Raw genomic sequence first — 26,479 nt, 5'->3', positions numbered from 1 at the left:
GCCTTCGGTTGGTTCAACCACTGTGGTCTATTTACCTGAAAATTGCTGTAATGTAGCCAGTTTCGCGCAAAAACTTACGTAAATCGGCGAAGTATTTGGTGCGTTCGCTTTTTTTATAAGCTTGTTGCACTCGCCCCCATCCATCCTGTCCTTGACCTAGCAGATATTTATCTGCCAAATAAGCTGCTAAAAAGCCCTTACCATCATCGCCTTGTTGGCGTACCTGGGTATAAGTTTGCCATAGCTCTAAGGCATGATTGGAGATTAATTTAGGATATCGACGGGTCACATCGACCATTTTACCTTGGCGATAATGCCAAATTTGCAAGGGATAGGCAGAAGCAGCGTAAGCTGTAAAAGCATAGGCAAAGCGATCGTCTCGGCTATCAAACTCTGGCAGTCCATCTTTGTCTAAATCTTTGAGTTGATAGCCACCATTGCCCCATTCATGACGAATCTTAAGATACTTTTGGGATTTGCTGTCGTAGCGGTAAATCAATGAATAAGTACAACAGTGCGCTCCACCTGTAAAGAAATCGGCAATTATTTCTGGTTCTTTGTTACCGTCTAAGTCTTGCACTGGTAAGTTGTTTTCTTGTCCAGATATATTCCCCAAAGGTCTGTCATATTCATCTTCTTGCGGCAGTTTTTGATCCAAAACAGTTTTACCCGCCCGAATAATTTTCAACCGGACATTTTTATATTGATATTCCTCTAGTTTTTCGTAAGATATTTCTGCCCGCACATTGCCTAATTCTCCAGTTATTGTTTCTGCTATTGCCGTCTGAGTAAATACAGCCGTTGCACTCAAAAGAGCTAAACCGATTAGAGATTGACTGATAAAGGAGCGAATGGTAATCATCGTTGGTGTTGTATATAGCACATTCAACTTTATACAACACCATCAAAATGTCAATATCGATAAATCGCCGCAACGGCTGTGCTATAGGGAATTTGTTCAAAGGGAACAGCGTAAACCGTGCCACCATTTAATAAAGTATGAGCAGCAACAAAATCCAACAAATCCTCATCACCAGCTTCTTTTTCTGGGTGCAAATAAACCGTTTCTGAGGTTGGATCGAATAAACCCCACTGTTGCTGACCAACTGCAACTAGTAATGAATCCACGCGTTGGTAATAAGCGGCTGAGACAACTTCTTGGAGCTTGTTAGATGCTTTACCAGTATCACCACTAAACAATTCGTGAAATTGCTCTAAAACATCCTGCTGTGACTTTTGAAAATCAGCCTCGACAATTGGCCAAGCTTGGTTATGTAACTCTTGGGCACTGAGAATTTCTGGATTACCAGTGATAGCTTCATCCATTAAATGCTGGTAAGTATTTGCCTGTCTATACAGAGGCAAGAGATACTCTACCCCAGCCAGCACCAAAGGCGCTTTTTGCGATCGCAGTTTCTCGTGTAATGCACCATCAACAATTTGAAAGAATTGGAGGATTTCTTCTTGATGTTTATCCCTGTCAGGGCTTCCCTGTCCGTGAAACGTGCCTGGTTGCGAGGCGGTTCCTCCTTTTGATGTTGCAATGCGGAACTGGCCTTCTTTGGCAGTTTCGTCTCTTTGCAAAGCTTCATCTAGACTTTTAGGGAGATTTTCTACTCCCACTTCATTGATGCTGTAGCGTGTTCCTTCAAAGAACCTGACATCTTGTTGGCTCAAAGCCAGTATATAGAACCGACCATTGCCATTTAAAATTGGCAGTAGTGGCTTGATGTGAAATCGGTCTGTAACCACGACCAACTCTTGAAAATCAATTGGCAGGGTATAATAGCGAAAAATATTTTCAGAAATAAAAATTGCTAGCCCTTGCTCTCCCTTATGCTCCCAAAACTCTTGGGTATCAAGTTCATGGGATTTTTCCAACAATGCGATCGCATCTTTGTGTTCCAAACCCGCATCAATTAAACGAGTCTCCGCTTCCTTGACCAAATTTTTAAAGCGAATTGGGTCTTGTCGCACTTCTGGCCCGGCTGGGTGCGTTGGCATATAAATGGAAACACAATTTCCTTTTGGCTGTTCTATTAATGTCTTGATTTCCTCTCTAGAGATTAATTGCATATTATATCCCTCCTATCAACATGACTAGATATATCAGACCAGACCATCGATATTCAACGATCTGATAGGACGTTATTCTCCGGTGATGGCGGTCGAAGTTCAACCGTTTGCTTCTGAGTTTATTTCACCTCAAGGAGAGTTTAGTTGAAGGAGAGTTTAGTTGCATCTTTCTTTTGATAGGCAATATTCCTCAAGGGAATTACTAATTAAAACCCCAAAATTAAAAGCCAAAATCGCCACGTCGATCAAATATTTGGCGTGTTAGAGTTTGCGCGTCCTGAGTTTATCCCTATTCTGCTTTTTGATTGGCTAAGACCTAAAGTTACTCGTTTCATAATCCAGTACAAACCTGCAAGTACCACAAAGGTGATAGCAATAATCACCAAGGGCTGTTTTCCCAGAATTTCTTCTACCCCCTTGGTAAGTACGGCATCGGGTTGAGTAATAAAATCCCAACTGTTGAAACGCAAAAATCGCCCCCAATATACACCAATAGCACAGAGAAAATGTGTAATCAGCTCAAAGCGCCAAATCCATTGGCTCTTACCGATGCGATGTAAGTAGTGACCCCAATTAATTAACGATATTACATAAGCTTCTAATCCACTTAAAATTACTAGCAAATACAGAGGAATGAGTACTAAAGTAATCATCCACACCGATTGAATCGTGCGGATATCATCTATCAAGTGAATTACATCGGTCAACAAATATGGTGCATTTGGTAAGAAAGCATAGAAAACTAAGAATCCTAGCCACCAAAGCCAAGTGCCACCGCGCCTCATGCGAAATAGCCAGACACTCAAAGCCAAAGGTATAAAAGCCAGAAACAAATTCCAAGTCATCCAACTCATATTAATTCGCAAGACTTGCACGACTTTGGCTATCAATTCTTCTTTCATAGGTGCTTACTCGGAAGATGTTTGATTAATGTATATTCACTTTGTAGTGTTAGTGTTAACCTTAGCGATCGAGTTTTTGTAGCCTCCAAGAAAATTAATTTCCTCCAATATCAGACAATATTTTTGTGTCAGTTAGAAGTAAATGCATACTGATATATGTCCAAAATTCAGAGTTTTTGTGTATTTTATGCTGAAGGATGAAATTTATCAATCAATCGGCTTAAGCCACTAGTATAGCCAGAAAATCATTAGGGTAAAACATACCACCGAAAGGTAGTCTGAGCAACAGAAACGCCGTGAATAACTGATGGTGGACTTTTTTAATTACAATGTTGCCCCTGTGCTAACTATTATATTGATTTCATTTTGCCCAGCTAGAGTTCCAGAAGCACTCAAAATTTTTGTCAAGTTAGCCTTTGCTTAGGGGCGGACGAGACGCCCATCCGACAAGAAGTAGTTGGATATTTTTTTATTTAGGACTTATAACAGAGGACTGGGTGAAAAGTCTTTTTGTGTCTAAGTTTTATCATCTATCGATGTCCTAATCACCAAGGCTTTTGCTATACGTACACTCTACGAATTCTTAGCGTTCTTCTCTAACGAGACGCTTCGCGTTGGCGGAGCCTCTCGCAGAGAAGGCGTCTTGGCGGTTAGACAAATTAAGCTTTTGGGCAATTTTTGCGTAAGTTTTATTATTTAAAAGTCCCTAACTAACGCAGTAGCACTCGACTACGGGGGCCGATCGCTTGTTTGGGTGAAGTGGACATTGTACAACTCTTGGCAGAATCTTGCGAACAAGCAGCTTGAGCAAGGGTTGCAGGGTTGACAACTACTTGATTAGCTTCTAAAAAATTACCACTACTGAATTCGATATTAGGTGTAGTAGAAATTGATGGAGAATTAGATCCAGATGTATGTGTCGAGGAAATAATCGCACTACCACTATCAACTACAGGTGCAACAGTCAGTGTGCTACCACTATCAACTATTGGTGCAACAGTTAGTGTGTTGCCACTATCGACTACAGGTGCAACAGTCAGTGTGCTACCACCATCAACTATTGGTGTAGGAGCGATCGCACCACTATCAATTACTGATGGAGGAATAGGTGTACTTCCACCGCTAATTACTGGCGGCGGAGTGGGTATACTTCCACCGTTAATTACTGGTGGGGGAGTAGGTGTACTTCCACTACCAGTAGTTGGTGTGGGAGTTATAAGAGTTGCAGTTGCAGGTACTTTGATTTCTATTCTTGCTAGGGGTGAGTTAGTCATTTCCAAAGATGTCACCTTTGGCGAACCTGGGAGATCGGATTTGAAATCAAAGACTGTGGGGGTTGCACCACCATTGCGATCGCTATATCGGACTCCATATCCACTCACTTCAAAAGTACCTTGATACTGGTTTCCAGTGTTTGGATCGATGACAGTACCAGTATATAAGGCTTTTGTGAGATTAAATTCATCCTGAACTACTCCTTGAAATGTGGTTCCTGCCAATTGTCCCTGGTATTTATAGGGTGTCAACTCACCGCCTGAGAGAATCGGCGAAGTCAGAACGCCATTAAAGGAGACAATCGGAATGCCTTTAAAGTCAACAAAATAATGCAAACTACCATCAGCACGTGTTTTTACCTGCACATAGTCTGACTTGTATATAGGAACATAATTAGGATTGTTCTTAGTACCTAAGTTCCGCGAGTAAGTCCCCGTGTCGTCTGTATCAACACGAGTAATGCTTTGATTGAAATTGGGATTATTTCTGGGGAGTTGGATAGTCCCTGATAATGTGCCAGTGCTTTGAATTGTGATTTGAGCGAAAGCGTTTGTTCCACTTAAACCGATGATGACTGCGGCTAAACTGCTGCTGCTAACAAGAACACAACCCAACTGAACTGATGAATTTAATTTCATGAAAAATTTGCTCCTTTAATCACGTATCAAAAAAAATACGCACGGGTTTTCCTTGCTCCTACTAAGCAATGAAAGCATCTAATACTGAATCAAGCAGTATAAAAATGGCATATCATATTACATCTACATCAGTACAAAATTAAAACCGGAAACTTGCTCTTAATGTTCCAACGATTAATGCATCGTTAGCGGCATTGTGATCGGGATTGAAAATGACAAACAAGCCTGGAGTCAGGGCAATATTGTCGCTAAGTTGGGTGCGGTAAAAAACTTCTACGTGAATTGATGTGTCATTACGTCCGCCTGGTGTCCCCCCATCAGAAAAGTTGGGAAAATTGAAGCCATCGGGTAAAGTACTGGAAGTAATTTTGGGCGGTTGTCCGACAAGAACGCCTCCTAAATTCCCAGGACGCAGCAAATTAGGAAAAGCTGCGAACATCATCCAATTGGTAGTTTTTATACTTCCAGAAAGGTTAGATGGCTTGGAGGAAGTAAAGCCACCCCAACCGCCCAATTGCAAGTTAGGGTTAATTCGCCAAGCAACGGTAGCGCCAATTGCTTGGGTATCAAAAGCTATAGGATCTGCAAAAGGTGAAATCAGTTGAGAATCGCCAATACCACTTCCCAGTAAGCCATCTGGGGAGTGGGAATAGAGATAATGTATGCCGACATTAATGTTATTTGTGGGTGCTAAACTTAACTGAGCGCCAGCAGTATATCTACCGCCAAATAGTCCGCCCTGGTTGATGTCGCCAGGAAAACTGGGAATTTCCACACTATAAACACCTTGCAAACTGATGCGATCGCTAATCTGCCAGTCAAAGCCTATACCACCAGTGCCGTTACCAATACTTAAAATCGGGTTCCGTTGACCAAATAGAGAAATTGCACCGTCGCTAGAACCTTCTAAAGGGCTAATACCGCGAAAGGTGTTAATTGGGTTGACTCCCGCCGTACCTACGACAATTCCCAAGTTATCCGAGAGAAGAAATCGATAAGATAAGTCACTAATAACTAGATTGTTGTCTGTATTTGACTCAAAACCCAACCGCCCCATATTGGTAGACAACAACGATGCATTAGAACTCAAATTACCCGCAGACAGCCCTGTTAGCAGTAAATCTCGCCCTGTAAACGACGTTGCTAAGGTTAGTTGGGCGCTACTTGCGAAAGTCAGATTGGTTTTTCCTTGGCGTTCAGGTACTCCATCTCTAGGAAACAGATCGACATCGGGGTTATTGGTTCCCTGAACGCTAAAAATGGCTTGACCAAATAATCTAGTAGTGGTGGAAAACTGATTACCTTTTTTTAATTCACTAGTCCGGTTTTCCACAGCCTCAACACGCTGCTGTAATTGTTGCAGCTCTGCTTTGAATTCGCCTTGCAACTTTTGCAGCAGGATTAAATCTTGATTATTAATAGTATTGATTTTATTGTTAGCGATCGCATCGTTAATCTTCTCCAAACAAGCATTTAAACCAGCTGCAAATTCATAACGGCTGATGCTACGATTACCCAGATAAGTCCGATCGGCGTATCCAGCAATGCAGCCATAGCGTTCTACTAAAGACTGCAAAGCACCAAAAGCCCAATCGGAGGGTTGCACGTCCTGGAGTTGCGATACTGAGGTGACTTGAGACATTTGGTTGTCTGAGTCTGGGAGATGGGGAGATAGAGATAATTCTTCTGTGTTTTTCTGATTATGAGCAACTTCTGTTACAGGTTGAGTATCTTTTAGTTTAAGTAAGTTAGGGTAACTGATGAATTGAATTTTCTTTCTACTTTTCCTAAGTATATTTTCGTACTTATTTTTTATAATTGGCGACGTGTTTATATCTGGCTGCACGAATTCAGGTGGTGTAATTTTAGCAGGTGAGACAACTTGAGATAAATTATTTTGTGTTGAATGCTGTACTGGATTTTCTAATAGAATTACGGACTGTTCTGGTAAATTGAGCGCAGATATTGGCACTGTTGCCAGCACACTCGCCATCAGTAAACTCATATCACTCCTGGTATTTCATTTGACTTGCACCAATACTTCTTTTCACAGATAAAGTTGGTGTATATCAGGAATTTTAAAAAAAAAAAGTGATAAAAGTTACCCTGGATCCCAGTGTCAAGGGGGAGCAGTTGCACTAAGTCTTTCCCTTCTGCCTCTTGTGCCCAATGCCCCAAATATAGCTATAGCCACTTTGGTTAGGATGCTGCTTGCCTGAGAACGAATTCAATGGCATTACGTAAATTATCCGAATTGTGTAACTGTTAGGACGTTAATTCACCTTGCGACTCAGACACGCGAATTTTTCATCAGGACATCTCGCTAATTCCTTGCAACAAATTACAGCGATCGCCGTACACGCGTCTATGATTTTTGACGTAGCGAGCGCATTCTCAAAGAACGATGCGAATTCATCGCCGGACTATACCAAAAGTATGTCGATCACCCGATCGCTATCAATCTCTTGCGTAGAGGAGTGGCGAGCGACATTATTGCTCCTTCCACAGGCTTATCAATTGAGAAAGTCCAACAACTTCAGCAGCAACTGAACGAGTCTCGATAAAATTAGCCAGAACTGTGTGGCGATCGCTCTGAAGCTTACGCAGAACAAAAGTTCTGAAAACCAAAGGACAGGCTGATTTCGGCTCCACGTATTTCCAAGTGTAAATGAAGGATTGGTAAGGCTTCCAGAAAACTTTTTGATCTATATAGATTATTCTGGCTCGCTACAATACTTATTCATCTGATTCACTAACGTATCTGACTGTTTACCAATATCTGTAGCTGTTGTCAGTGCTGAATCAATTTCGGCTCTCGCCTTTTGAATTTTTTCTCTCCCAGATTCGGAAGCTTCTGCTGTCTTGGTTGCACCAAGAGCCCTACCTGCTTTAGCGATCGCTTGACTAAGATTTTGAAAAATCTTCACAAAATCGCTTTGAAATTCTTTGAGTTTCGGATCTGTTAGCTTCAGTTCTCCAATAGATTTAGTCACAAAGTCCAAATCTTTAGATAGCTGTATGCTAGTTATCACTTGCGTTCCTTTATTTTTATCAATTAGAGAAGTTCCAGCATTCACAACTCGAATCAGTCGTTGGCACTGGGAAACTTTATTGTCACTGCAACTAGTAACGCATAAAGCAATACTTAGGCTCACAGGAGCAAGAACAGTATATTTATGTGAAATAGACATTAACACCCCAACAGCAATCAAAGCCACAATATAGTATCCAATATTACGAGTAAAAGAGGTATTAGGATTAGGGGAGAGGTGATAGGGAATAATCTGTATTCTGTAACCTATAACCTATTCCCTTCTTCACTTCTCCTCATCTGAAATCACCAATCTATCGGCAAACCCAACTGGTCTAAAGTAGCACCATTTTTTAACAGTGGTTGAATATCGCTGTTTATTTGAATACGATCGCCAGACAGTACCAAAGCCCGTTGAGTGTCTCTGCCTTACCAATAATTCAATGGCACAAGCGATCGCAGCTACTATTACATTCACACCAGCTGTGATTACCAGCAGCCAAGGGTAAGCGCCCTTTAATCCCACCAAACAGCTGTTGCAAGGTTTCAGTTATAACCCAGCCAAACCAAACTCCAACTACTGCCATGTTAAAAATATTTGCTCCCAAGGCTATAATCCCACCATCAGCAAATAGCACGGCTTGAATAATTAAAGCTGTGGCCAGACACAATGTTCCTGCCCAAAGACTGCCCAAAACGATCGCAGCTAAGGTTCCCCCTAACAAGTGACCACTAGTACCTCCTGCTACTGGAAAATTGATCGTTTGGGCGGCAAAAATAAAGGCGGTGGTTAGTCCCAATATTGGGGCACGACGAATACCAAAAGCCTCTTGCGATCGCCCAAAGGCAACAAACAGCGCTGCCGCACTCGCTAAACCAGTAGCCCCTGCCACTGGATAAAAACAAATCCATCAGGAATATGCATGATCTATCGTGTATTCTTAGAGGTTCATTTACTCAAAAAAAGCAATAAAACTACGCCATCAATATTAATAAAAAACAAAATTTTTCTGTTTTTTGCAATACTCTATTGGGGGATTCTATCGTGTTACTTTTGACATATTTATAATACAATTTCTACTAAATAGTATACTTATCTAGTAACTTATTAATTTTTGTTAAGCTTATTGTTTATTTTGCCAAACGTTGACAAATCTAGGAAAATGGGACTGTACAGATACAGTCTCATTTAGTTCATGAAATTACTCTTAAAAACAGATAAGAGCGAAACATTAACTGCTTCTTACCTTATGGAGTAGTTCGTTTTTTCAAAAATCAAATAGGAATCTATAGCTGCTCTTAACAGTTTAGAAATAGTTATAATTATTTTTAAAAAAATTATTTGGATTTTTCTTTGTTTTGTAGTGTTTAATTAATTCAAGAGTTATTGCATCAATAATTAAATTTTTACGGGTATAACAAGCTTATGTAATCAGCATTAGCACTTTATTCTTACCTTTTTGTAACAAGAATAATATATAAGCCTCTTACCAAAATTTTCGATACTCCATATTAAATTAATGTTTCCCATAGTATTAAAAAATCATCAAGATATGCTTAGTAAACTGTATATTTGCTGACTTAGTTTAATTAAAACTACAGGGTGTTTCCATACAAACACGTAACTTTCCAAAGATTATCATAAAAACAAAGAGTGAAATGTAAAATTTAGATGAGATTTGGGAAAATACTGTGAATCGAAGTGCGGGAATTACTAAACTTTTAGGGCATCTAACTGTAACAAAAGTATTCCTCAAAATTTAAGTAATTAGGTTCAGTCAATAAAGTCAGCAGATGTTTGCCTCTATTTTCCACAGACTTTACACACCTTCGTTCTGCAATTTGCAATATGAAAACAAACTTATCCAACTCGCTGTTAACAGTATCAACTGGCCCGCTAAAGATTTCAGAGTTGCCTCCCAACGCCGTGGGTACAGGTGATGAATCTATTCATCTTTCTCTAGTAATTCCTACTTATAAAGAGCGTGAAAACATCAAGAATGTAGTCAACGTATTGAGTCAATTACTGGATGAATCTATTGCAGGAAACTATGAACTAATAGTGGTAGATGATGATAGCCCAGACCGAACCTGGGAGGTAGCGCAATCTTTGACGACAGAATACCCCCAATTGCGGGTGATGCGACGCCAACAGGAGCGGGGGCTGTCCTCAGCGGTGATTCGTGGGTGGCAAGCAGCCACGGGCAGTGTGTTGGGGGTAATTGATGGAGATTTACAGCATCCACCAGAGGTACTAATACAACTGTTGCGTAATATTGAGCAGGGAGCAGATTTGGCAGTAGCTAGCCGTCATGTAGAAGGAGGCGGTGTTAGTAGCTGGAGTGTTGTTAGGCGTTTCTTGTCTCGTGGCGCTCAGTTATTAGGCTTGGTGATCTTACCGGGGGTAGTGGGCAGAGTTTCTGACCCGATGAGTGGTTATTTTATGGTGCGCCGGAGTGCGATCGCAGGTGTAACACTCAATCCAGTCGGATACAAAATTCTCCTAGAAGTAATTGGTCGAGGAAAAGTAGACCAAGTTGCCGAGGTTGGGTATGTATTTTGCGAACGCAAAGAGGGCGAGAGTAAGGTGACATGGAAGCAATATATAGATTACATCCACCACTTGGTACGGTTACGGCTTTCCACAGGGAAAGTAGGACGATTGCCTAAAAAAGTCAATTTCCCCATCGGAAGATTTGTCCGTTTTGGGTTTGTTGGCTTTAGTGGTGTGTTTGTGGATTTAACGGTGTTTCACTTGCTGCGTACTGTAATTCATTTAGGTTTAACTCGCAGTACGATTCTTTCGGCCGGAGTGGCAATCGTAAATAATTTCCTATGGAATGATGTATGGACTTTTAGTGATATTTCTCAGGGGCAACGTGCTTTACATCAACGTTTCAAGCGATTCTTGAAGTTCAGTGCAGTCTGTTTGGCAGGAGTGATATTACAAGCTCTAATAATTAACTTTCTCTATAATATCTTGGAAATAAATCAGTATTTAGCTAAGTTGATCGCGATCGCAGTTGCTACTATCTGGAATTTCTGGGTTAACTTGAAACTTAGCTGGCGCGTCACAGACGTGAAATAATCACAACGAGGGATTTGAGATTTAGATTTTTATTTTTAGATTTTAGAACGAACTTAAATCTCAAACGTCAAATCTACAAATCCATGAGTGTGAGGCCCAGCAATGAGAGTTCTTTTCCAAGGTGCATTTTATTTTTACAAACAAATTATCTCGTTGCTACCTGCATCAGCTATACATTTCCTACCTCTGGCAGATAAAAACTCCAGCTCACAACGCAAGCATTGGCATAATTGGCAGACTCGCTTTCCTCCTTCCTGGGTTCATCTCTTGCCGATCTTAATGTGGTTGATCGTTGGCATCAGCTTGCGCCTAGCCAACTTGACTGCAAAGCCTCCTTGGACTGATGAGTTTGCCACCTTGGTGTTTAGCTTGGGGAATACTTTTTTATCAGTTCCCCTAGATCGAGCGATCGCACCTGATATTCTATTACAACCACTGCAACTAAACCCAGCGGCGACTATTGGTGATGTCATTCACAACTTAGCTACACAAGATAGTCATCCACCACTGTATTTTGTGCTGGCTTACCTGTGGATGAAATTATTTCCCAGCGACGGAGGATTAGTATCGCTGTTTGGTGCGCGATCGCTACCAGCTATATTCGGTGCTGCCTCCATACCGTGTGTTTACATATTAGGCAAAGTAGCTTTTCGTTCGCCATTAGTGGGACACTTAACTGCTGCAATGATGGCAGTATCACCTTATGGCGTATTTTTAGCACAAGAAGCGCGTCATTACACTTTGGCAATCTTATGGGTAATTGGTTCCCTCACCTGCTTAGTAATTGCCACACGTCATATTCAAAACCGCACACCTTTACCTATATGGGTAGCACTTTTATGGGTAGGAATTAATGCTTTAGGTATTGCGACTCACTATTTCTTCACCCTCACCCTTTGCACAGAAGTCGTAGTTTTGATTTTTCTTGCTTGGCTTCAATTACAAAATAGCAGCAAATTTTCTCTCCTCTTTTCTCCTCCCTGGCGGCGCATCTATGCCGTTGCTATAGGTACTTGTGTAGCGGGTTTAATTTGGATACCAACCTTGTTAGAGAATAAAAATCGTGATAATTTGACCGAGTGGATTCGAGGTTCGCGTGTTGGCCTAGATTGGTTCAGCCCAATTTTTCAAGCTTTAGGAACATTGATTGCAATGATTTCCTTATTACCAGTTGAATCTTCTCAAGCTTTGGTTGTGATTCCTTCTGGATTAGTGATGCTGACTTTCTTTATTTGGGCAGTACCAATTTTGCTGCGTGGGATTAAAATTCAATTACAGCACCCAGAAAGCCGGATGATGATTCAGGTGCTTGCTGGAGTAGTTATCAGTGCGATCGCTTTATTCTTTATCTTTACGTATTTTTTGGGTATTGACCTCACCAGGGGTGCTAGATATAACTTTGTTTACTTTCCCGCGATCGTTGTTTTACTAGGAGCAAGTCTGGCAGTTTGTTGGCATCCTCCCAAAAAATGGATGGAAACAGAGCCAGGGAAAAATGGGATAACAAGCATAGGTAAATGGGGAATAAACGGGAAAAAAGCCGTAATATTAATTTGGTTAATGGGATTTTTCAGTGCAGTTACAGTAATTTGCAATCTCGGCTATCAAAAATATTATCGTCCTGACCTGTTTGTGCAACTAATTCAACAAACATCCCCAACACCAGTACTGATTGCCACCACCCACAAAACTTATGTACACACTGGAGAAATGATGGGAGTTGCGAGGGAGATTAAACTTGCAAATTCACTTCAAAATCCTCTGTTTCTCCTTGCTCATCAAGATCGAGATCCAAATGCTTCCACCATTACTCTAGAAAATACTTTAAAGAAATTACCACGACCTTTTGACTTGTGGCTGGTAAACTTTCACGCACCCGTAGCAGAAACTGCGAACACATGTGTTATGTCTGATACTCAATCTTTGCCAAGCATAGATGGCTACGAATATGAACTTTATCATTGTCAATAAGCTGGGGAGTAGGGAGCAGAGGAGCAGGGGAAGCAAGGGGACAAAAGTTAGAACTTGCAACAAGTCTTTCCCTTCTCCTTGTCCCCAAGTCCTCTTCCCAATGCCCTGCAAAAGCCTTGTACAAAACTTTTGACTTTTGACTTTTAACTTTTGACTTCCGCCTTGCAGTAATGCATCTTGTGGAAGTTCCTCAAATATCGATATCCATAGCAGACTAGATAAAGAAGAACAAAATATATCTGACACGTTTTCAAGTAGCGAAAGCTATAACTAGTTATAAGGAGGATTTATGCGTGCAGTATTGATGGCAGGGGGTTCGGGAACGCGGCTTCGCCCGTTAACTTGCGATCTGCCGAAACCGATGGTGCCGATTCTAAATCGACCAATTGCCGAACATATTATCAATCTTCTCAAACGACATCAAATTACAGAAGTTATTGCGACATTGCATTATTTACCTGATGTCTTGCGAGATTATTTTCAAGATGGCAACGATTTTGGCGTTCAGATGACCTATGCTGTCGAAGAAGATCAGCCTTTGGGTACAGCTGGCTGTGTGAAAAACATTGCCGAACTTCTTGATGAAACTTTTTTAGTTATTAGCGGTGATAGCATAACAGATTTTGACCTGACAGCAGCGATCGCATTTCACAAACAAAAGAAGTCAAAAGCTACTTTGATTTTAACCAGGGTTCCCAATCCGATTGAATTTGGAGTGGTGATTACCGACGAGGAGACACGGATTCGGCGATTTTTAGAAAAACCCTCTAGTAGTGAAATTTTTTCTGATACTGTCAACACTGGTACTTATATTCTCGAACCAGAAGTTTTGGAATATCTGCCAGCAAACGTTGAATCTGACTTTTCTAAAGACTTATTCCCCTTACTACTAACAAAAGATGAGCCGATGTATGGTTACATTGCTCAAGGTTACTGGTGTGATGTTGGTCACTTAGATGCCTATCGCGAGGCTCAGTATGACGCGTTAGATCGAAAAGTGCAACTAGATTATGCCTACAAAGAAGTTTCCCATGATTTATGGGTAGGTCAAAATACTTACATCGACCAGACGGCTGTGATTGAAGCCCCAGCAGTAATTGGTGACAATTGCCGCATCGGGGCAAGAGTACAAATTGAGGCAGGAACTGTAATTGGGGATAATGTCACTATTGGCGCTGATGCTAATCTTAAACGTCCCATAGTGTGGAATGGAGCATTCATTGGCGACGAAGCAGCTCTTTCTGCCTGTGTGATTTCCCGTGGCGCTCGTGTAGACCGCCGCGCTCAAGTATTAGAAGCTGCGGTTGTAGGTTCGCTTTCTACGGTGGGAGAAGAAGCCCAAATTAGCCCAGGCGTGCGTGTTTGGCCCAGTAAAAAGATTGAGTCGGGGGCAGTTTTAAATATTAACTTGATTTGGGGGAACATCGCTCAACGCAATTTATTTGGGCAACGCGGTGTCCAAGGATTAGCTAATATCGACATCACCCCAGAATTCGCTGTGAAATTGGGATCTGCTTACGGTTCTACTTTAAAACCTGGTTCTAAAGTAACAGTTTCCCGCGACCAACGTAATATCTCTCGGATGGTGACGCGATCGCTGATTGCTGGTTTAATGTCAGTAGGCGTTGACATTCAAAACCTCGATGCCACAGCTATCCCCATTGCCCGCACAGTTATACCCACAATGTCGGTAGCTGGTGGTATCCACGTCCGGGTACACCCCGATCGCCCTGACTACATTTTGATTGAATTTATGGATACCAAGGGCATTAATATCTCCAAAGCTCTGGAAAAGAAAATTGAAGGGGCTTACTTTAAGGAAGATATGCGGCGGGCGCTAATTCATGAAATTGGCGATGTATCTTATCCTAGCCAAGTCATGGATCGCTACTGCACTGCTTTTGAGAAACTGTTGCATGTTCATACACTCCGCAACAGCCGCGCAAAAGTGGTGATTGATTACGTTTATGCGGTGTCGGGGGCAGTTTTACCCCAAATGTTAGATAAATTTGGCGCTGATGCAGTGGTATTGAATGCCAGTGTCAATAAAACGGCGATGTCCGTAGCCGAGCGCGAAGGATTGCTGACTCAGTTAGGTCATGTTGTGGAGGCATTGAAAGCTAACTTTGGGGTGCAAGTATCTGCTAATGGAGAACAGCTAATTTTAGTTGATGAATCAGGCTACCCAATTCGTGGGGAAATGTTAACAGCACTGATGGTAGACATGATATTAACCGCTAACCCCAGAGGAACAGTAGTTGTACCAGTTCATGCTTCCAGCGCTATCGAACAAGTTGCTCGTCGCCATGATGGTAGAGTGATTCGCACTAAAGCCAACCCTACAGCTTTAATGGAGGCTTGCCAGAAAAATCCGAATGTGGTAATTGGAGGTAGTGGAGAGACTGGTTTTATTTTCCCGCAACTGCATCCGGGATTTGATGCCATGTTCTGCATTGCGAAGATAATTGAAATGTTGACTATCCAAGAGCGATCGCTTGCTACTGTGCGGTCAGAATTGCCCCGTGTAATTCACAAAACTTATACAGTCCGTTGCCCGTGGACAGTCAAGGGTGCTTTGATGCGTTACTTAGTGGAAACTCACCCAGCCCAAAATCTAGAATTAATTGATGGAGTAAAAATTTGTCAACCTTATGATGACAGTTGGCTGTTAGTTTTACCAGATGCCAGCGAACCACTGGTGCATTTGTATGCAAATAGCAACGATCGCGAATGGGTAGATGAAACTATAAGAAACTACCGCACCCGTGTCCAGTCGTTTGTGGAAAGACAACAAGAATATCAACCAGCCGAAGTTTAATTTGTAATTCGTAATTCGTAATTGAATTCTGGAATTACGAACTACGAATTAGCAATTACGAATTATGTTGAGGGGGTTCCAAATTATCATTGAGAACATTCTGGTAAATTTTTTTCAGCGTAACTGCAATCAAAATAAATTAAAGCTTCTCTAGTAGAGGGGAATGCTCTAGTTGTCGAGTATGGGCTACTTTCTGGACTTGCTTCATATAGCCAAACTTTCAAATAGTAATAATTATTATCATCAGTAGACCATAATTCATAACGGTAATTCCCTCCTGAACCCTGACTATTTAAATAGTCAGCTAGTGCTGTATTTGATGTAGACACAAAGTTCAATACAGTCAAAACAGGAATTACGGCTAGTTTTAGTATTTGGATTAATTTCATAAATGCACAAAAAATTTACTCCCTCTAGCTTCCTTTACTGAAGTAATTTTTGAAACCAGTAATTATCAGGAATGTTTTGTGTGGATATTGTAAGATACTTATACCATTTCTTTGGGAGGCTGCGCCAAATTTTCTTTCTTCCTTTGTGTACCTACCCTTCTCCTTCAAAGACGCTACGCGAACGGGAAGCCACTTCGTGTTTCATGTCTATGCGCCTTTGCGGTTCGTTCCTTATTGGTATTAGTCTTTCAAGACGCGATAAATCGCGTCTGTGCAAGTGTTATCGATATTTTTAGCAGCGATCGCACTATTTATCAATAAATTTTCTTAATTAAATAGCTGAAAACTGCTGTCAGCAAATTTTTCTAGAAAACAGTTTGATTCATTCTCCAGAGGTTTGAAAAACTGCCTGCGTTCCTCTATTTAGGGTGCCGGAAAACACGAATAACTGTTGATTTTCTGGTAAAGCTGAACCTTCACCGAGATAACGATGAAGTCCTACTGCCATATCTCCTGTAGGAGTGAGTTTGAAACTAACTTCTTCAAATTCAGCTTCACGCAAAAGTTTGCGGACAGTATCAGAATGGCGAATACCCTTAGTGTCTCCACGAGTCCAAACGATCAAGGAACCTTTTTTACTTAATAAACTTAGGTTCCGAAGTAAGCGATTCAGTTCAGTTTCGTCAGCTAGATTGCCAAATATACCACACACAATCACAATGTCTGCTGGCACTGCTCCTGCATAGTTGGAGTAATTTGTTGCATCACCATTAACAAACTCAATTTGCTTTGCCAAACCAGCTGATTCTATAGCTAGTCTTCCACGTTCAACTAACTTCGGGTCTAGTTCAACGAGTCGTGCGTGCACATCTTTTGCACGGGAGTGCTTTGATAGCGTTCCCAATAAATCCCTCCCATCACCTGCGCAAACACTGACTACACGAATGATTCCCGGTAAAGATGCATCCAAGCTATGAGAAATATATTCGCGAACAATTTGCAGTCGCTGCTGCAATGTTGGTTCACTATTGTAGAGATCGTGCCATTCAAACCAGTCTTTTGGCATAAGGGGCAATTTCCGTTTGATTTAAACTATCCTCTTGCAGAGTGCATTATTCACTCTTAATACTAAAATACAGTAAATCGATAAAGTTATCGTATTTTAATCTACCAAAAAATGGCGTCACCTAACTCCTCCAAGATCGAGTCTTGTACCGCTTTTAGCCTAAACTCTTTTGTTCAGACGTTCATCTCAACTACCTCTATTCAAGTAAGTACGAGGTTTCTGACCAATTAAAGTACGAGAATTCTTGCTTCCTCGTCTAGTTTTCGGTTTATATCCTGAAATTCTTAACAAAAGTTTACTTAGTTAAAGAAAAAAGACTCTCAATAAGTCTGGTAGTATATCTTCAGAGTTATTGAGATTAATACTCATTAAGTGGGTCATGTATTTCAGCTATTTGCAAACTTTTTGAAAAGACAACGCTTTTGACTTGCGTGGCAGTTCAAACACTGGAGTCGATGCCTTGATGGGCAGCGAACGCTGGATTAACCAACCTCTCAGGGCGACTTTTCTGCCGCTCACACAACTATTCATTTATCAGGTGTCAATATGTCAAAAAAAATTGGTTTGTTTTACGGTACTCAAACTGGCAACACTGAATCTGATGCTGAAAAAATTCGGGATGAGTTTGGTGGTGATGTTGTAACATTACATCCCATTTACGAGGCGGATACTAGCACTTTTGATGAGTATGACTTGCTGATTATTGGCTCTCCCACTTGGGATATTGGTCAACTTCAGAGCGATTGGGAAGGCTTTTTCTCCGATCTGGATCAAATAGATTTTGGTGGTAAGCTGGTTGCCTATTTTGGTGATGGAGACCAATATGGCTATAGCGATAACTTCCAGGATGCAATTGGAATTCTAGAAGAAAAAATTTCCCAACGAGGCGGTAAAACTGTTGGTTACTGGCCAACTGAGGGATATGACTTTAATGAATCGAGAGCTGTGAAAAATGGCAAGTTTGTTGGTTTGGCACTTGATGAAGGTAGTCAATCTGAGCTAACAGATGAGCGAATTAAAACTTGGGTTGCTCAGTTGAAGACAGAATTTGGTTTGTAGAGATTTGGGGCGCACGGCTAGCTGTGCGCCTTTATTGAAATTGATAATTTGGAAGTTATAGGTATTTATGTCTGATTCATTTGATGTTTTATGGTTAAGTGCCAGTCCTGTTTTACAGCGTTTTGATAAACCATTACTTGAACATTTATCTAGTTATATAAATGTCGCCCAGTGGGAATACCAGCAAACTAAAGATGAAGCCAGTTGCATAGATCAAGCTGTGGATTTGGTGTATGACTTTTTAAAATCGCGCGATCGCCCCGTGCATTTAGCAGGACATGGGATGGGTGGTGCGATCGCCTTAACCTTTGCGCGTCGATTTCCTCAAAAAGTGCGATCGCTCACTCTGCTGGCTGTTGCAGCTCAACCAGCAAACAATTGGCAGGCTCACTATTACTTTCAACGACAGCTTTTTAGCATCAGCCGTGAGCTAGTTTTGGCAAGCAGCGTTCGCAGTCTTTTTGGAAAGCAATCGCCTCATACTACTAAAAAGTTAGTAGCTGCCTTAGATAAAGATTTAGAACAATCTCCATCATCACACTCTTTATTTAAGTTGGTTTATTTACCCAAGGGTGGAGTTTCTATGCCAATGATGGTATGTGGTAGCAAGAGCGATCCGGTAGTCAACCCAACTGTATTGCATGACTGGTTGAATTGGTTGAAGCCAGAAGATAAACTCTGGGAATGCCCAGAAGGATATCATTTTTTTCACTACTTCTATCCTCAACAGGTTGGTGAAGAAATTTTGAGTTTTTGGCAAAGTCACCATCCGCATTTATTGGAAGCATCTGCACTATCTTTTAGCACTTCTACAAATTAGTAACTTTGAGGTGCGATGCCTACGGCGGGCTATGCCTATGCTGTTGTTAAATTTGAGGTGTTTTGGGGTGCGTTCGCCTTTGGGGTTGGTGCTGCGATCGCGATAATGAATACCAGCAATTTGTTACAGGAATGTCTTACGCCAGAGAAGACGAAAGTCCCACTTTTAGTGAAGCTATAGACGCTGTTAAAAGTATAATTAGTATAATTAAATAAGTGAAACAATGAAAAAAACGTAAGTATTGGCTAGCTTGTAAAAAGCTGTAGCAAACAATTTAAACATTAACTGGTACTTTTAATGTGCCACTCCGCACTGTTTTAAAGAGCAAAATATTAATGGATAGAGTATTTACATTTTTTTCATGTGCTATATAGCTTGAAATTCATTTAGTTTCCTTTTTATAGTATTATAAGCCTCTTCTTTAGTTGAGAAAAATTCTCCTAAAAGAATTGAATTATAATTTCCTTGCTATTCTCTTTTATAAAATCTGAAATACTATAGCAAAATTTTTGCAGTGCTATAGAACTCCAATCTTTATCAATTGAGTCAAGGGAAACTATGATAGTCCATCCTTTATAATGCGCCATATGGTTATTATAGATATGCCCAATATTTCCTCCAAACTCTATTAACTCATCTTCTTCCCACTCTTCAGGCTCTAATTTTTTATAATTTTGTTGGTTTAAAGATTTTTTTAATTTTTGTAAATAATCTTCAGAAGTAATACTTCGACAAGTTCTTTGAAGCAAGAAATTATTAGGAAGATAGGAAATATAATCACCTGTTTTTCTATCATAATTATGTATAGCAATTTCTCTATTCTCAAAAATTCTTAGATCAAAGGGATTTTCTGCAAAAGGATTTACAAGTATATGTAAACCATCTATAACAGTTTCTTTATAGTCTGGTCTTAATTTTAGGAATGGATAAAGTCCGGCTTCATTGTCCGATTGAATTGCTCGACAGCCGTGAAAAAATACTGGGTATTTACCATTTGGGGTTAAAGCACGTACCTTACAGAAGGTGGCTCTATTGTTAAAGATTACTGCACTTACTTGCTTTAATTTAGCATTAGTGAATAGTCCAACATTAATATTAAAACCTGGTTTTTTTTGAACTCGATAGTTAAAATATTCTCCAATTATAGTAAAGTTTCCATTTGAATTTCTTATCGAAATAACTTCCTCATATCCGTAAAGTACTCTGACAATTGCTAGAGAATCTTGCAAGAAAAAAAATGGTTGATCGAAGGGAGCAATACATATTACAAATGGTTTATTTTTAACATGAGGAAGCTTGGAGTATAAATTACGGTATTTTTTAAACTTTTTATTTATAGAGAATTCAAGCCTAATGGCTGATAATCTTAGTATGTCCTTTGTACTAGTTTTTTCTAATAAATCGTAATCTTTTTCCCATTCTGGTCTAAATCCTTCAGGATGGCTTGTTATTGCGGCTTCAGCAATAAAATCACCATAGTGTGAACTTACTAGAAAATCTGGAGTTTCATGTGAAGTATCTACGCTACATCCAAGTTCTTTGAAACAGGCAAATAAATATATTTCCCAAAAAGCAGAATTAAAATTTGTTTGAAATTCTTCTACAAGCTGTCCATTCCGATCTATAAATCCATCAGCCCAACTTTTAATAACTTCAATCTCAGGTTCGCAAAATCCTGGTTCTGTAATGTAGAGAAAATGCTTATGTCGCTTCTCTGGAGGAACAATAGGTGTAAATAAATCCATATATATATGAAAAAATTACTTCCGAATATGTATAAAAAAAGTAGTATACACTGATTTGAATTAGACTTTAACTGAAGTGTAAATTAAAGCCAATACTTTTATGATATAAGCAATAACCCTAAGTTTAACTGACTAACTCAAGGCATAAGTTATGAAATTTTTTACTCCAACCAGACATGATATGAGTCTTCACTAGAGACAGGCGCATTGGTCACTGTTGATCAAACCCAATCCAGAGTGCGTATTCTACCAATTAGACGCGGATAGTTTTAAGGAAATATTGCCAACTCAGTTTCCGGGTCAAAAAAGTGAATTTTATCTAGAGTTAGAGATAACCAAAGTTGCTCACCAACTTGTACAAATCGGTCTGGTGGGATTCGTACTTGTAGGTAATTGGCTGTAGTAGCAGGTTTAGATCCCGGTTTGGCAATCTTAACAGCGAGAAAGGAATCGTTGCCGAGATTCTCTACCAAATCTACTTGCACAGGTAGATTTTTGGTGGCAGGCATACTCAAGTTTAAGTGTTCTGGACGAATACCTAAAATTAGAGTTTTCCCATCATATTTTTGTAAAGCTTTTCCCCAAACCTCTGGCAGAGTGAAACGAAACTGGGAATGAGTAATCAACTGCGGGGCATGAAATTCTACAGAAATAAAATTCATCGGTGGTGAACCAATGAACTCTGCTACAAAAAGATTGGCAGGGCGGTTGTAAAGTTCTAGGGGAGAAGCAACTTGCTGAATTTTACCCTCAGACATAATCGCAATGCGATCGCCCATTGTCATCGCTTCTGTTTGATCGTGGGTAACGTAAATTGTCGTTGTCCCCAGTTGGCGCTGCAATTTCACAATTTGGGCGCGGGTTTCTGCCCGCAATTTGGCATCTAAATTAGAAAGCGGTTCATCCATTAAGAATACTTGGGGGTCACGCGCGATCGCCCGTCCCAATGCAACCCGTTGTCTTTGTCCCCCAGATAGCTGTTTGGGTAAGCGATTCAGCAATGTTTCGATTTGCAACAGTTGAGCAACACTACGCACCTGTTCATTCACCGCGCGTTCTTTGTCAGAAATATAGCGCAGTCCTTTAGGTAACTTTCTGGTCGCCCCCACAAAAAGATTTTCTGCCCACGTCCGAAAATAAGGAGTATTTTCTTTGCTGCTCCTCTGCTCCTCTGCTCCCCTGCTTCCCGTGCGGCGTAACCCAAAGGCAATGTTGTCATACACCGTCATGTGGGGATAGAGGGCGTAATTTTGAAACACCATTGCAATGTCGCGTTCCTTGGGTGGTAGGTCATTGATCAAGCGATCGCCTACCCAGATATTACCGCCAGTCATCACTTCTAACCCGGCGATTAACCGCATTAGGGTGCTTTTACCACAACCAGAAGGGCCTACCAGCACCATAAACTCGCCATCTGCGATCGTCAGGTTAATCCGTCGCAAGACATTGACACTTTCCGCACGTGGCGCTACATCAGTTTTTTCCGCAAGTGTGAGAGGAGATTGGGTTTGTGAGGTAACACTTTCCCCTTTACGTGAGGAAAAACTTTTATAAACGTTTTCTAAAATAACTTGGGACACAATTGTTAATTATTGTCATTGGGCATGGGGCATTGGGCATTGGGGAGCCAGTGCGTTGCGGAGGTTCCCTCCGTTGAAGCAACTGGCGTCATTGGACAATATGACTAATGATTAATGACCAATGACAGTTTAGCGCCCATCATAATATACGTTCAGGGTAAATACGAAAAGTTAAAAAAATAGCTTTAACCATAAAAAGCAAACTATTCTAAATTTTAGGGCTGTCAAAAGGTGTTGTTATGACTACCGATGTACCTAAAAATCTTTCCCAAGACCCAAGCATTAACCCTGTCCATGACATTGTAGACGTACAAACTACAGATTGTTGCATTGTGGGTGGGGGGCCAGCAGGAGCAGTATTGGCGCTGTTGTTAGCGCGTCAAGGCATTTCTGTGATGCTGCTGGAAGCACACAAAGACTTGGATCGCGATTTTCGTGGCGATACGATTCATCCATCGGTGATGGAAATTATGGAGGAATTGGGACTTAGCGATCGCTTGCTAAAACTTCCCCATACCAAAATGCGCCAAATTAGTATTCAAACTCCTCAAGATACTGTCACATTCGCAGATTTTAGCCATCTGAAAACCCATTATCCCTACATTACAATGCTTCCCCAGGTAAAATTCCTAGAGTTCATCACCCAAGAAGCACAAAAATATCCTAGTTTCCATCTGGTGATGGGTGCGAATGTGCAGGAATTAATAACCGAAAATAACGTGATTCAAGGTGTCCGCTATCGAGGAGGCGGTGGTTGGCATGAAATTCGGGCAATACTGACAGTGGGTGCAGACGGTCGCCACTCACGTTTACGCCACCTGGGTGAGTTTGAATCCATCGAAACTTCGCCACCAATGGATGTCCTCTGGTTTCGCCTACTGCGTCAGCCAGAAGACGCTGAAGGGGGAATGGGGCGCTTTGGTCAAGGTAAGCTAATCGCCATGCTTGACCGTGGTGATGAGTGGCAACTTGCATATATCATTCCTAAAGGAGGCTATCAACAACTGCGGGCTGAGGGTTTGGAGGAATTAAAAAAATCTGTTGGCGAAGTAGTTCCAGAATTTCAGCAACGCATCCAAAATTTACATGATTGGTCACAAATAGCTTTTCTCTCAGTCGAGTCCAGCCGTGTCAAACGCTGGTATCGTCCAGGACTGTTACTCATCGGTGATGCAGCTCATATAATGTCCCCCGTTGGTGGAGTTGGCATTAATTACGCGATTCAAGATGCTGTAGTTGCGGCGAATGTACTTAGCAAACCGCTCAAAAACCGAGAAGTACAACTTAGCGACTTAGCAAAAGTACAGCGTCAACGCGAGTTACCTACACGTATCATTCAGGCGTTTCAAACTTTTATCCAAAAGCGGGTATTAGCCCCAGTTCTCACCTCAAATCGCACCTTTGTACCACCTGCGTTTTTGCGCTTACCCATCTTGCGCGACCTTCCAGCCAGGTTGATCGCCTTGGGTGTTTTTCCAGTTCACGTCAAGGCTTAATTTTTGCCAAGAATTTTTTCTATTTCATGAATAAATGGTACAATTATACTACTCTATGCAGAATTGAATGCTCAATTTAGTCAAGCGAAGGTGGCGAACAGTATACTCAATGCTGTTCAAAGCGATCGCTTGGCTTTTATGCTAGAAAGGACTAAAAACAGAGAGTGGATGTAGAAAATTTGTTCAAACATTATTAAAAAATGCAAACAATTAAACATATCTAGATATTAATTGACACTACATAGAAAAACCCCCTCTTTTTCAATCAGTACTTTTTGCAGTCAGGAGTAATTTTAATGAACAGCTGCGTTTTGATGGCGGAAATTATTAACGAGCCGCAACTCCGCTATACAGCGGATAATCTGGGAGTCACGGAAATGCTGGTGCAGTTTCCCAATTCCCAGAAACCAGAAGATCCGCCAGCCACGCTAAAAGTTGTTGGCTGGGGGAATTTAGCGACAGAAATTCAGCAAAACTACCACCAAGGCGATCGCGTCATCCTGGTAGGACGTTTAACTATGAATACTGTTGATCGTCAAGAAGGTTTTAAAGAAAAACGTGCTGAATTGACAGTGCAACAAATTCAATCTGTTGGAGGTAGTTTTAATACCGATCCATTACCGTCAGCAACTGTAACTCCATCATTCACTGAAACTGCTCCCCGACAACCATCTTCAGCATCTCGTCCTCCACAGAAAGACGTTCCCAGTTACGAGTCACCACGTCCAGCGCCTACCCCAGCGACAAATCCTGTTGGCGTTGCTCCCCAAACGAAAACTTACGAACCCGTACCCCAACCCACAAATTATGAGCGAACCACTTATCCAGCAGTGAAAGAGGAAGAACCAGATCCAGATGATATTCCGTTCTAAAGTTGGTAGTTGAGCGTGTATTCAATTTGCTCATATAGTTAGCAAAAAGTATTACGATTAGACAATTTCTAGAAATAGCCATCCTAAAGGATGTGCTATTTTTTTTTGTCTGTGTTGACGCTTTATACCAAGTTGCCAAAGATAGTATCCTGAGTATAATGAAGACTTAGAATACTAAGCTGTTCCACATTTAACTTGCATAATTAGGGCGGGCAAGATGCTCCCCTCACAAGAGTTATGTTTAATTCGGTTATGCAAATTAGATGTTTTTCAGCTTAGTAAAAGTTAAACTACGATTAATTTTTGATAATTATTGCTAGAAAAAGTTATGACTAACAATCAACCACAACAGAATCAAAATAATCCAATCGTTTATTCTAGTGCTAATCCGTCTACAGGAGGCTATATTACTTTACCTGTACCACCAGACCAATTTAATGAATTTATAATTAATTTACTAGGTAGACCACAAAGTATTGAAAAAAGAATATATGGTCGATTTGAAATTGAGTGGTCGGATATTACTAATTTTAACGATTTAATAAATCAAAGAATAATTCAACAAAACAAGGCTCAACTAATAAATTTTCAATCAAGAATTTATTTTCATGATAACTCTGTAATTGAACTAAATTCTTATCCTGAATTAATTACTTATAAGGAAGTAAGACCACTAGTTACAGTAGCTATTGACCTTAGTTGGGATTATTTAATTCAATTTAATAATAAACAATCTCCTGAAAAACAAAGTATCGATATACGATTATGGACAGATAAAGGTGTTAAAACACGTAGATATACTAATAAAAGTAACGAGGATACTCGAATAATTATTGGAGATTCAGAAGATGAAAGTTATATTGAATTTGCTATAAAACATACTGCTAGGTCGTGGGGATTGGATATAGAATCTTTACTTTATAATCAAATAAAGATTCTTTTAAAACCAGAACAAGGATTAAAAAAGTTTATTAGAAAGTATAATGCCTGGATTGGATTTATCTCTGGTATATTGTTCTTTATACTTTCGTTCATAGGTACATACATAGTAACAAACATATTTATAAATAGTATATTGTTCAAAATAAAAAACATTTTAAATAATACTAAAGAATTAGGTAATAAAATTAACATTTTAGCGGAATATATTGTAAATGGTGAAACAACTAAATTTTATTTCTTAGTAGGAATATTCTTACTATTTTCTTTTTTTGCATCAATTATTGTAATAATTGTAATTGCAAGTAATGCAAATAATATTAAGCCAAGTTTTTTTCTATTTACTAATAAAGACGTTGCCTATAGGGAAAGTAGACTTTTAAAGTTAAAAGCTCAATGGAGAAATTTTATATTTTCAGTTATTGGTAGTTATACGATAAATATATTATCAAGTTATATATTCGCTTATCTAACACGCTGATTCAAATTTAGTGTACTTAAAGTTAAAATAAAAGTGGTATAAAGATTTAGCTTTCATGAAGTAGCCTTGTCGTACTCCTACGGAGAAGCAAGCTACGCGCAGCGTTTCGTAGAGAAGTGCGGGCTATTCGGCGTCGCAACATTTTTGCGTGGATACTATGAGCTAATGACGATTTGCAGAAATCACAGGCGGTTCTACATCGCAAATGCGTGTATATTGTGGAACTATGTGAT

The 26,479-nt window shown here is 40.4% G+C and carries 20 protein-coding genes and 2 pseudogenes; 9 read left to right on the top strand and 13 right to left on the bottom strand.

Going from position 1 to position 26,479, the window contains the following annotated elements; all coding sequences use genetic code 11:
- Positions 1–31 precede the first annotated feature (31 nt).
- The 9 genes and pseudogenes from ACFE93_RS06905 to ACFE93_RS06865 form a co-directional block, all read right to left on the bottom strand.
- Positions 32–883 (bottom strand): hypothetical protein, encoded by an 852-nt coding sequence (locus ACFE93_RS06905; RefSeq protein ID WP_375472617.1) that lies wholly within the window; start codon positions 881–883, stop codon positions 32–34.
- Between the two features lie 29 nt (positions 884–912).
- On the bottom strand, positions 913–2,076 hold the full coding sequence (locus ACFE93_RS06900; RefSeq protein ID WP_375472616.1) for a hypothetical protein: 1,164 nt from the start codon (positions 2,074–2,076) through the stop codon (positions 913–915).
- A gap of 245 nt (positions 2,077–2,321) precedes the next feature.
- Positions 2,322–2,978 carry a DUF1361 domain-containing protein gene (locus ACFE93_RS06895; protein WP_375472615.1) on the bottom strand — a complete coding sequence of 219 codons (657 nt, stop codon included), beginning with the start codon at positions 2,976–2,978 and terminating at the stop codon, positions 2,322–2,324.
- 710 nt (positions 2,979–3,688) lie between these two features.
- Positions 3,689–4,891 carry a hypothetical protein gene (locus ACFE93_RS06890; RefSeq protein ID WP_375472614.1) on the bottom strand — a complete coding sequence of 401 codons (1,203 nt, stop codon included), beginning with the start codon at positions 4,889–4,891 and terminating at the stop codon, positions 3,689–3,691.
- Positions 4,892–5,030: 139 nt separating this feature from the next.
- Positions 5,031–6,896: an iron uptake porin gene (locus ACFE93_RS06885; protein WP_375472613.1), complete on the bottom strand. Its 1,866-nt coding sequence runs from the start codon at positions 6,894–6,896 to the stop codon at positions 5,031–5,033.
- A gap of 485 nt (positions 6,897–7,381) precedes the next feature.
- Positions 7,382–7,543 (bottom strand): hypothetical protein, encoded by a 162-nt coding sequence (locus ACFE93_RS06880; protein ID WP_375472612.1) that lies wholly within the window; start codon positions 7,541–7,543, stop codon positions 7,382–7,384.
- Between the two features lie 62 nt (positions 7,544–7,605).
- A complete protein-coding gene (locus tag ACFE93_RS06875; protein ID WP_375472611.1) occupies positions 7,606–8,082 on the bottom strand; it encodes a hypothetical protein in 477 nt (158 codons plus the stop codon).
- Positions 8,083–8,228: 146 nt separating this feature from the next.
- Positions 8,229–8,351: pseudogene (locus ACFE93_RS06870) on the bottom strand (ABC transporter ATP-binding protein); the annotation flags it as partial.
- 1 nt (position 8,352) lies between these two features.
- Positions 8,353–8,847: pseudogene (locus tag ACFE93_RS06865) on the bottom strand (energy-coupling factor ABC transporter permease); the annotation flags it as partial.
- Between the two features lie 924 nt (positions 8,848–9,771).
- On the opposite strand from ACFE93_RS06865, the gene ACFE93_RS06860 reads away from it, so the two are divergent.
- From ACFE93_RS06860 to ACFE93_RS06850, 3 genes are all read left to right on the top strand, one after another.
- Complete coding sequence (locus ACFE93_RS06860; protein WP_375472610.1) at positions 9,772–11,010, top strand: glycosyltransferase; 1,239 nt, start codon at positions 9,772–9,774, stop codon at positions 11,008–11,010.
- Between the two features lie 102 nt (positions 11,011–11,112).
- Positions 11,113–12,981 (top strand): glycosyltransferase, encoded by a 1,869-nt coding sequence (locus tag ACFE93_RS06855; protein WP_375472609.1) that lies wholly within the window; start codon positions 11,113–11,115, stop codon positions 12,979–12,981.
- A gap of 289 nt (positions 12,982–13,270) precedes the next feature.
- Complete coding sequence (locus tag ACFE93_RS06850) at positions 13,271–15,799, top strand: sugar phosphate nucleotidyltransferase (protein ID WP_375472608.1); 2,529 nt, start codon at positions 13,271–13,273, stop codon at positions 15,797–15,799.
- Positions 15,800–15,885: 86 nt separating this feature from the next.
- On the opposite strand, the gene ACFE93_RS06845 is transcribed toward ACFE93_RS06850, so the two are convergent.
- Positions 15,886–16,188 (bottom strand): hypothetical protein, encoded by a 303-nt coding sequence (locus tag ACFE93_RS06845; protein ID WP_375472607.1) that lies wholly within the window; start codon positions 16,186–16,188, stop codon positions 15,886–15,888.
- A 382-nt stretch (positions 16,189–16,570) separates the two neighbouring features.
- Entirely contained in the window at positions 16,571–17,254 is a 684-nt protein-coding gene (locus tag ACFE93_RS06840) for a class I SAM-dependent methyltransferase family protein (RefSeq protein WP_375472606.1), read from the bottom strand.
- Between the two features lie 546 nt (positions 17,255–17,800).
- On the opposite strand from ACFE93_RS06840, the gene fldA reads away from it, so the two are divergent.
- From fldA to ACFE93_RS06825, 3 genes are all read left to right on the top strand, one after another.
- Complete coding sequence (gene fldA, locus ACFE93_RS06835) at positions 17,801–18,313, top strand: flavodoxin FldA (RefSeq protein ID WP_375472605.1); 513 nt, start codon at positions 17,801–17,803, stop codon at positions 18,311–18,313.
- A gap of 67 nt (positions 18,314–18,380) precedes the next feature.
- Positions 18,381–19,133: an alpha/beta fold hydrolase gene (locus tag ACFE93_RS06830; protein ID WP_375472604.1), complete on the top strand. Its 753-nt coding sequence runs from the start codon at positions 18,381–18,383 to the stop codon at positions 19,131–19,133.
- Positions 19,134–19,148: 15 nt separating this feature from the next.
- Positions 19,149–19,313 carry a hypothetical protein gene (locus ACFE93_RS06825; RefSeq protein ID WP_375472603.1) on the top strand — a complete coding sequence of 55 codons (165 nt, stop codon included), beginning with the start codon at positions 19,149–19,151 and terminating at the stop codon, positions 19,311–19,313.
- 260 nt (positions 19,314–19,573) lie between these two features.
- On the opposite strand, the gene ACFE93_RS06820 is transcribed toward ACFE93_RS06825, so the two are convergent.
- Together ACFE93_RS06820 and ACFE93_RS06815 are read right to left on the bottom strand one after the other, a co-directional pair.
- Positions 19,574–20,878, bottom strand: coding sequence for a hypothetical protein (locus ACFE93_RS06820; RefSeq protein ID WP_375472602.1), 1,305 nt, complete (start codon positions 20,876–20,878; stop codon positions 19,574–19,576).
- Positions 20,879–21,147: 269 nt separating this feature from the next.
- A complete protein-coding gene (locus ACFE93_RS06815) occupies positions 21,148–22,458 on the bottom strand; it encodes an ABC transporter ATP-binding protein (RefSeq protein WP_375472601.1) in 1,311 nt (436 codons plus the stop codon).
- Between the two features lie 239 nt (positions 22,459–22,697).
- Between ACFE93_RS06815 and ACFE93_RS06810 the strand changes: the two genes are divergently transcribed.
- The 3 genes from ACFE93_RS06810 (at position 22,698) to ACFE93_RS06800 (ending at position 26,246) form a co-directional block, all read left to right on the top strand.
- Positions 22,698–23,954 (top strand): FAD-dependent oxidoreductase, encoded by a 1,257-nt coding sequence (locus tag ACFE93_RS06810; protein WP_375472600.1) that lies wholly within the window; start codon positions 22,698–22,700, stop codon positions 23,952–23,954.
- Positions 23,955–24,250: 296 nt separating this feature from the next.
- The gene (locus ACFE93_RS06805; protein WP_375472599.1) at positions 24,251–24,826 is read left to right on the top strand and encodes a single-stranded DNA-binding protein; all 576 of its coding nucleotides are present in this window, start codon (positions 24,251–24,253) and stop codon (positions 24,824–24,826) included.
- A 328-nt stretch (positions 24,827–25,154) separates the two neighbouring features.
- Positions 25,155–26,246 carry a hypothetical protein gene (locus ACFE93_RS06800; RefSeq protein WP_375472598.1) on the top strand — a complete coding sequence of 364 codons (1,092 nt, stop codon included), beginning with the start codon at positions 25,155–25,157 and terminating at the stop codon, positions 26,244–26,246.
- Positions 26,247–26,479 lie beyond the last annotated feature (233 nt).

The organism is uncultured Nostoc sp. (assembly GCF_964247315.1).
Classification (GTDB): domain Bacteria; phylum Cyanobacteriota; class Cyanobacteriia; order Cyanobacteriales; family Nostocaceae; genus Nostoc.
The sequence above is the reverse complement of the archived record's forward strand: the minus strand, read 5'-3'. Positions and strand labels throughout refer to the sequence as shown.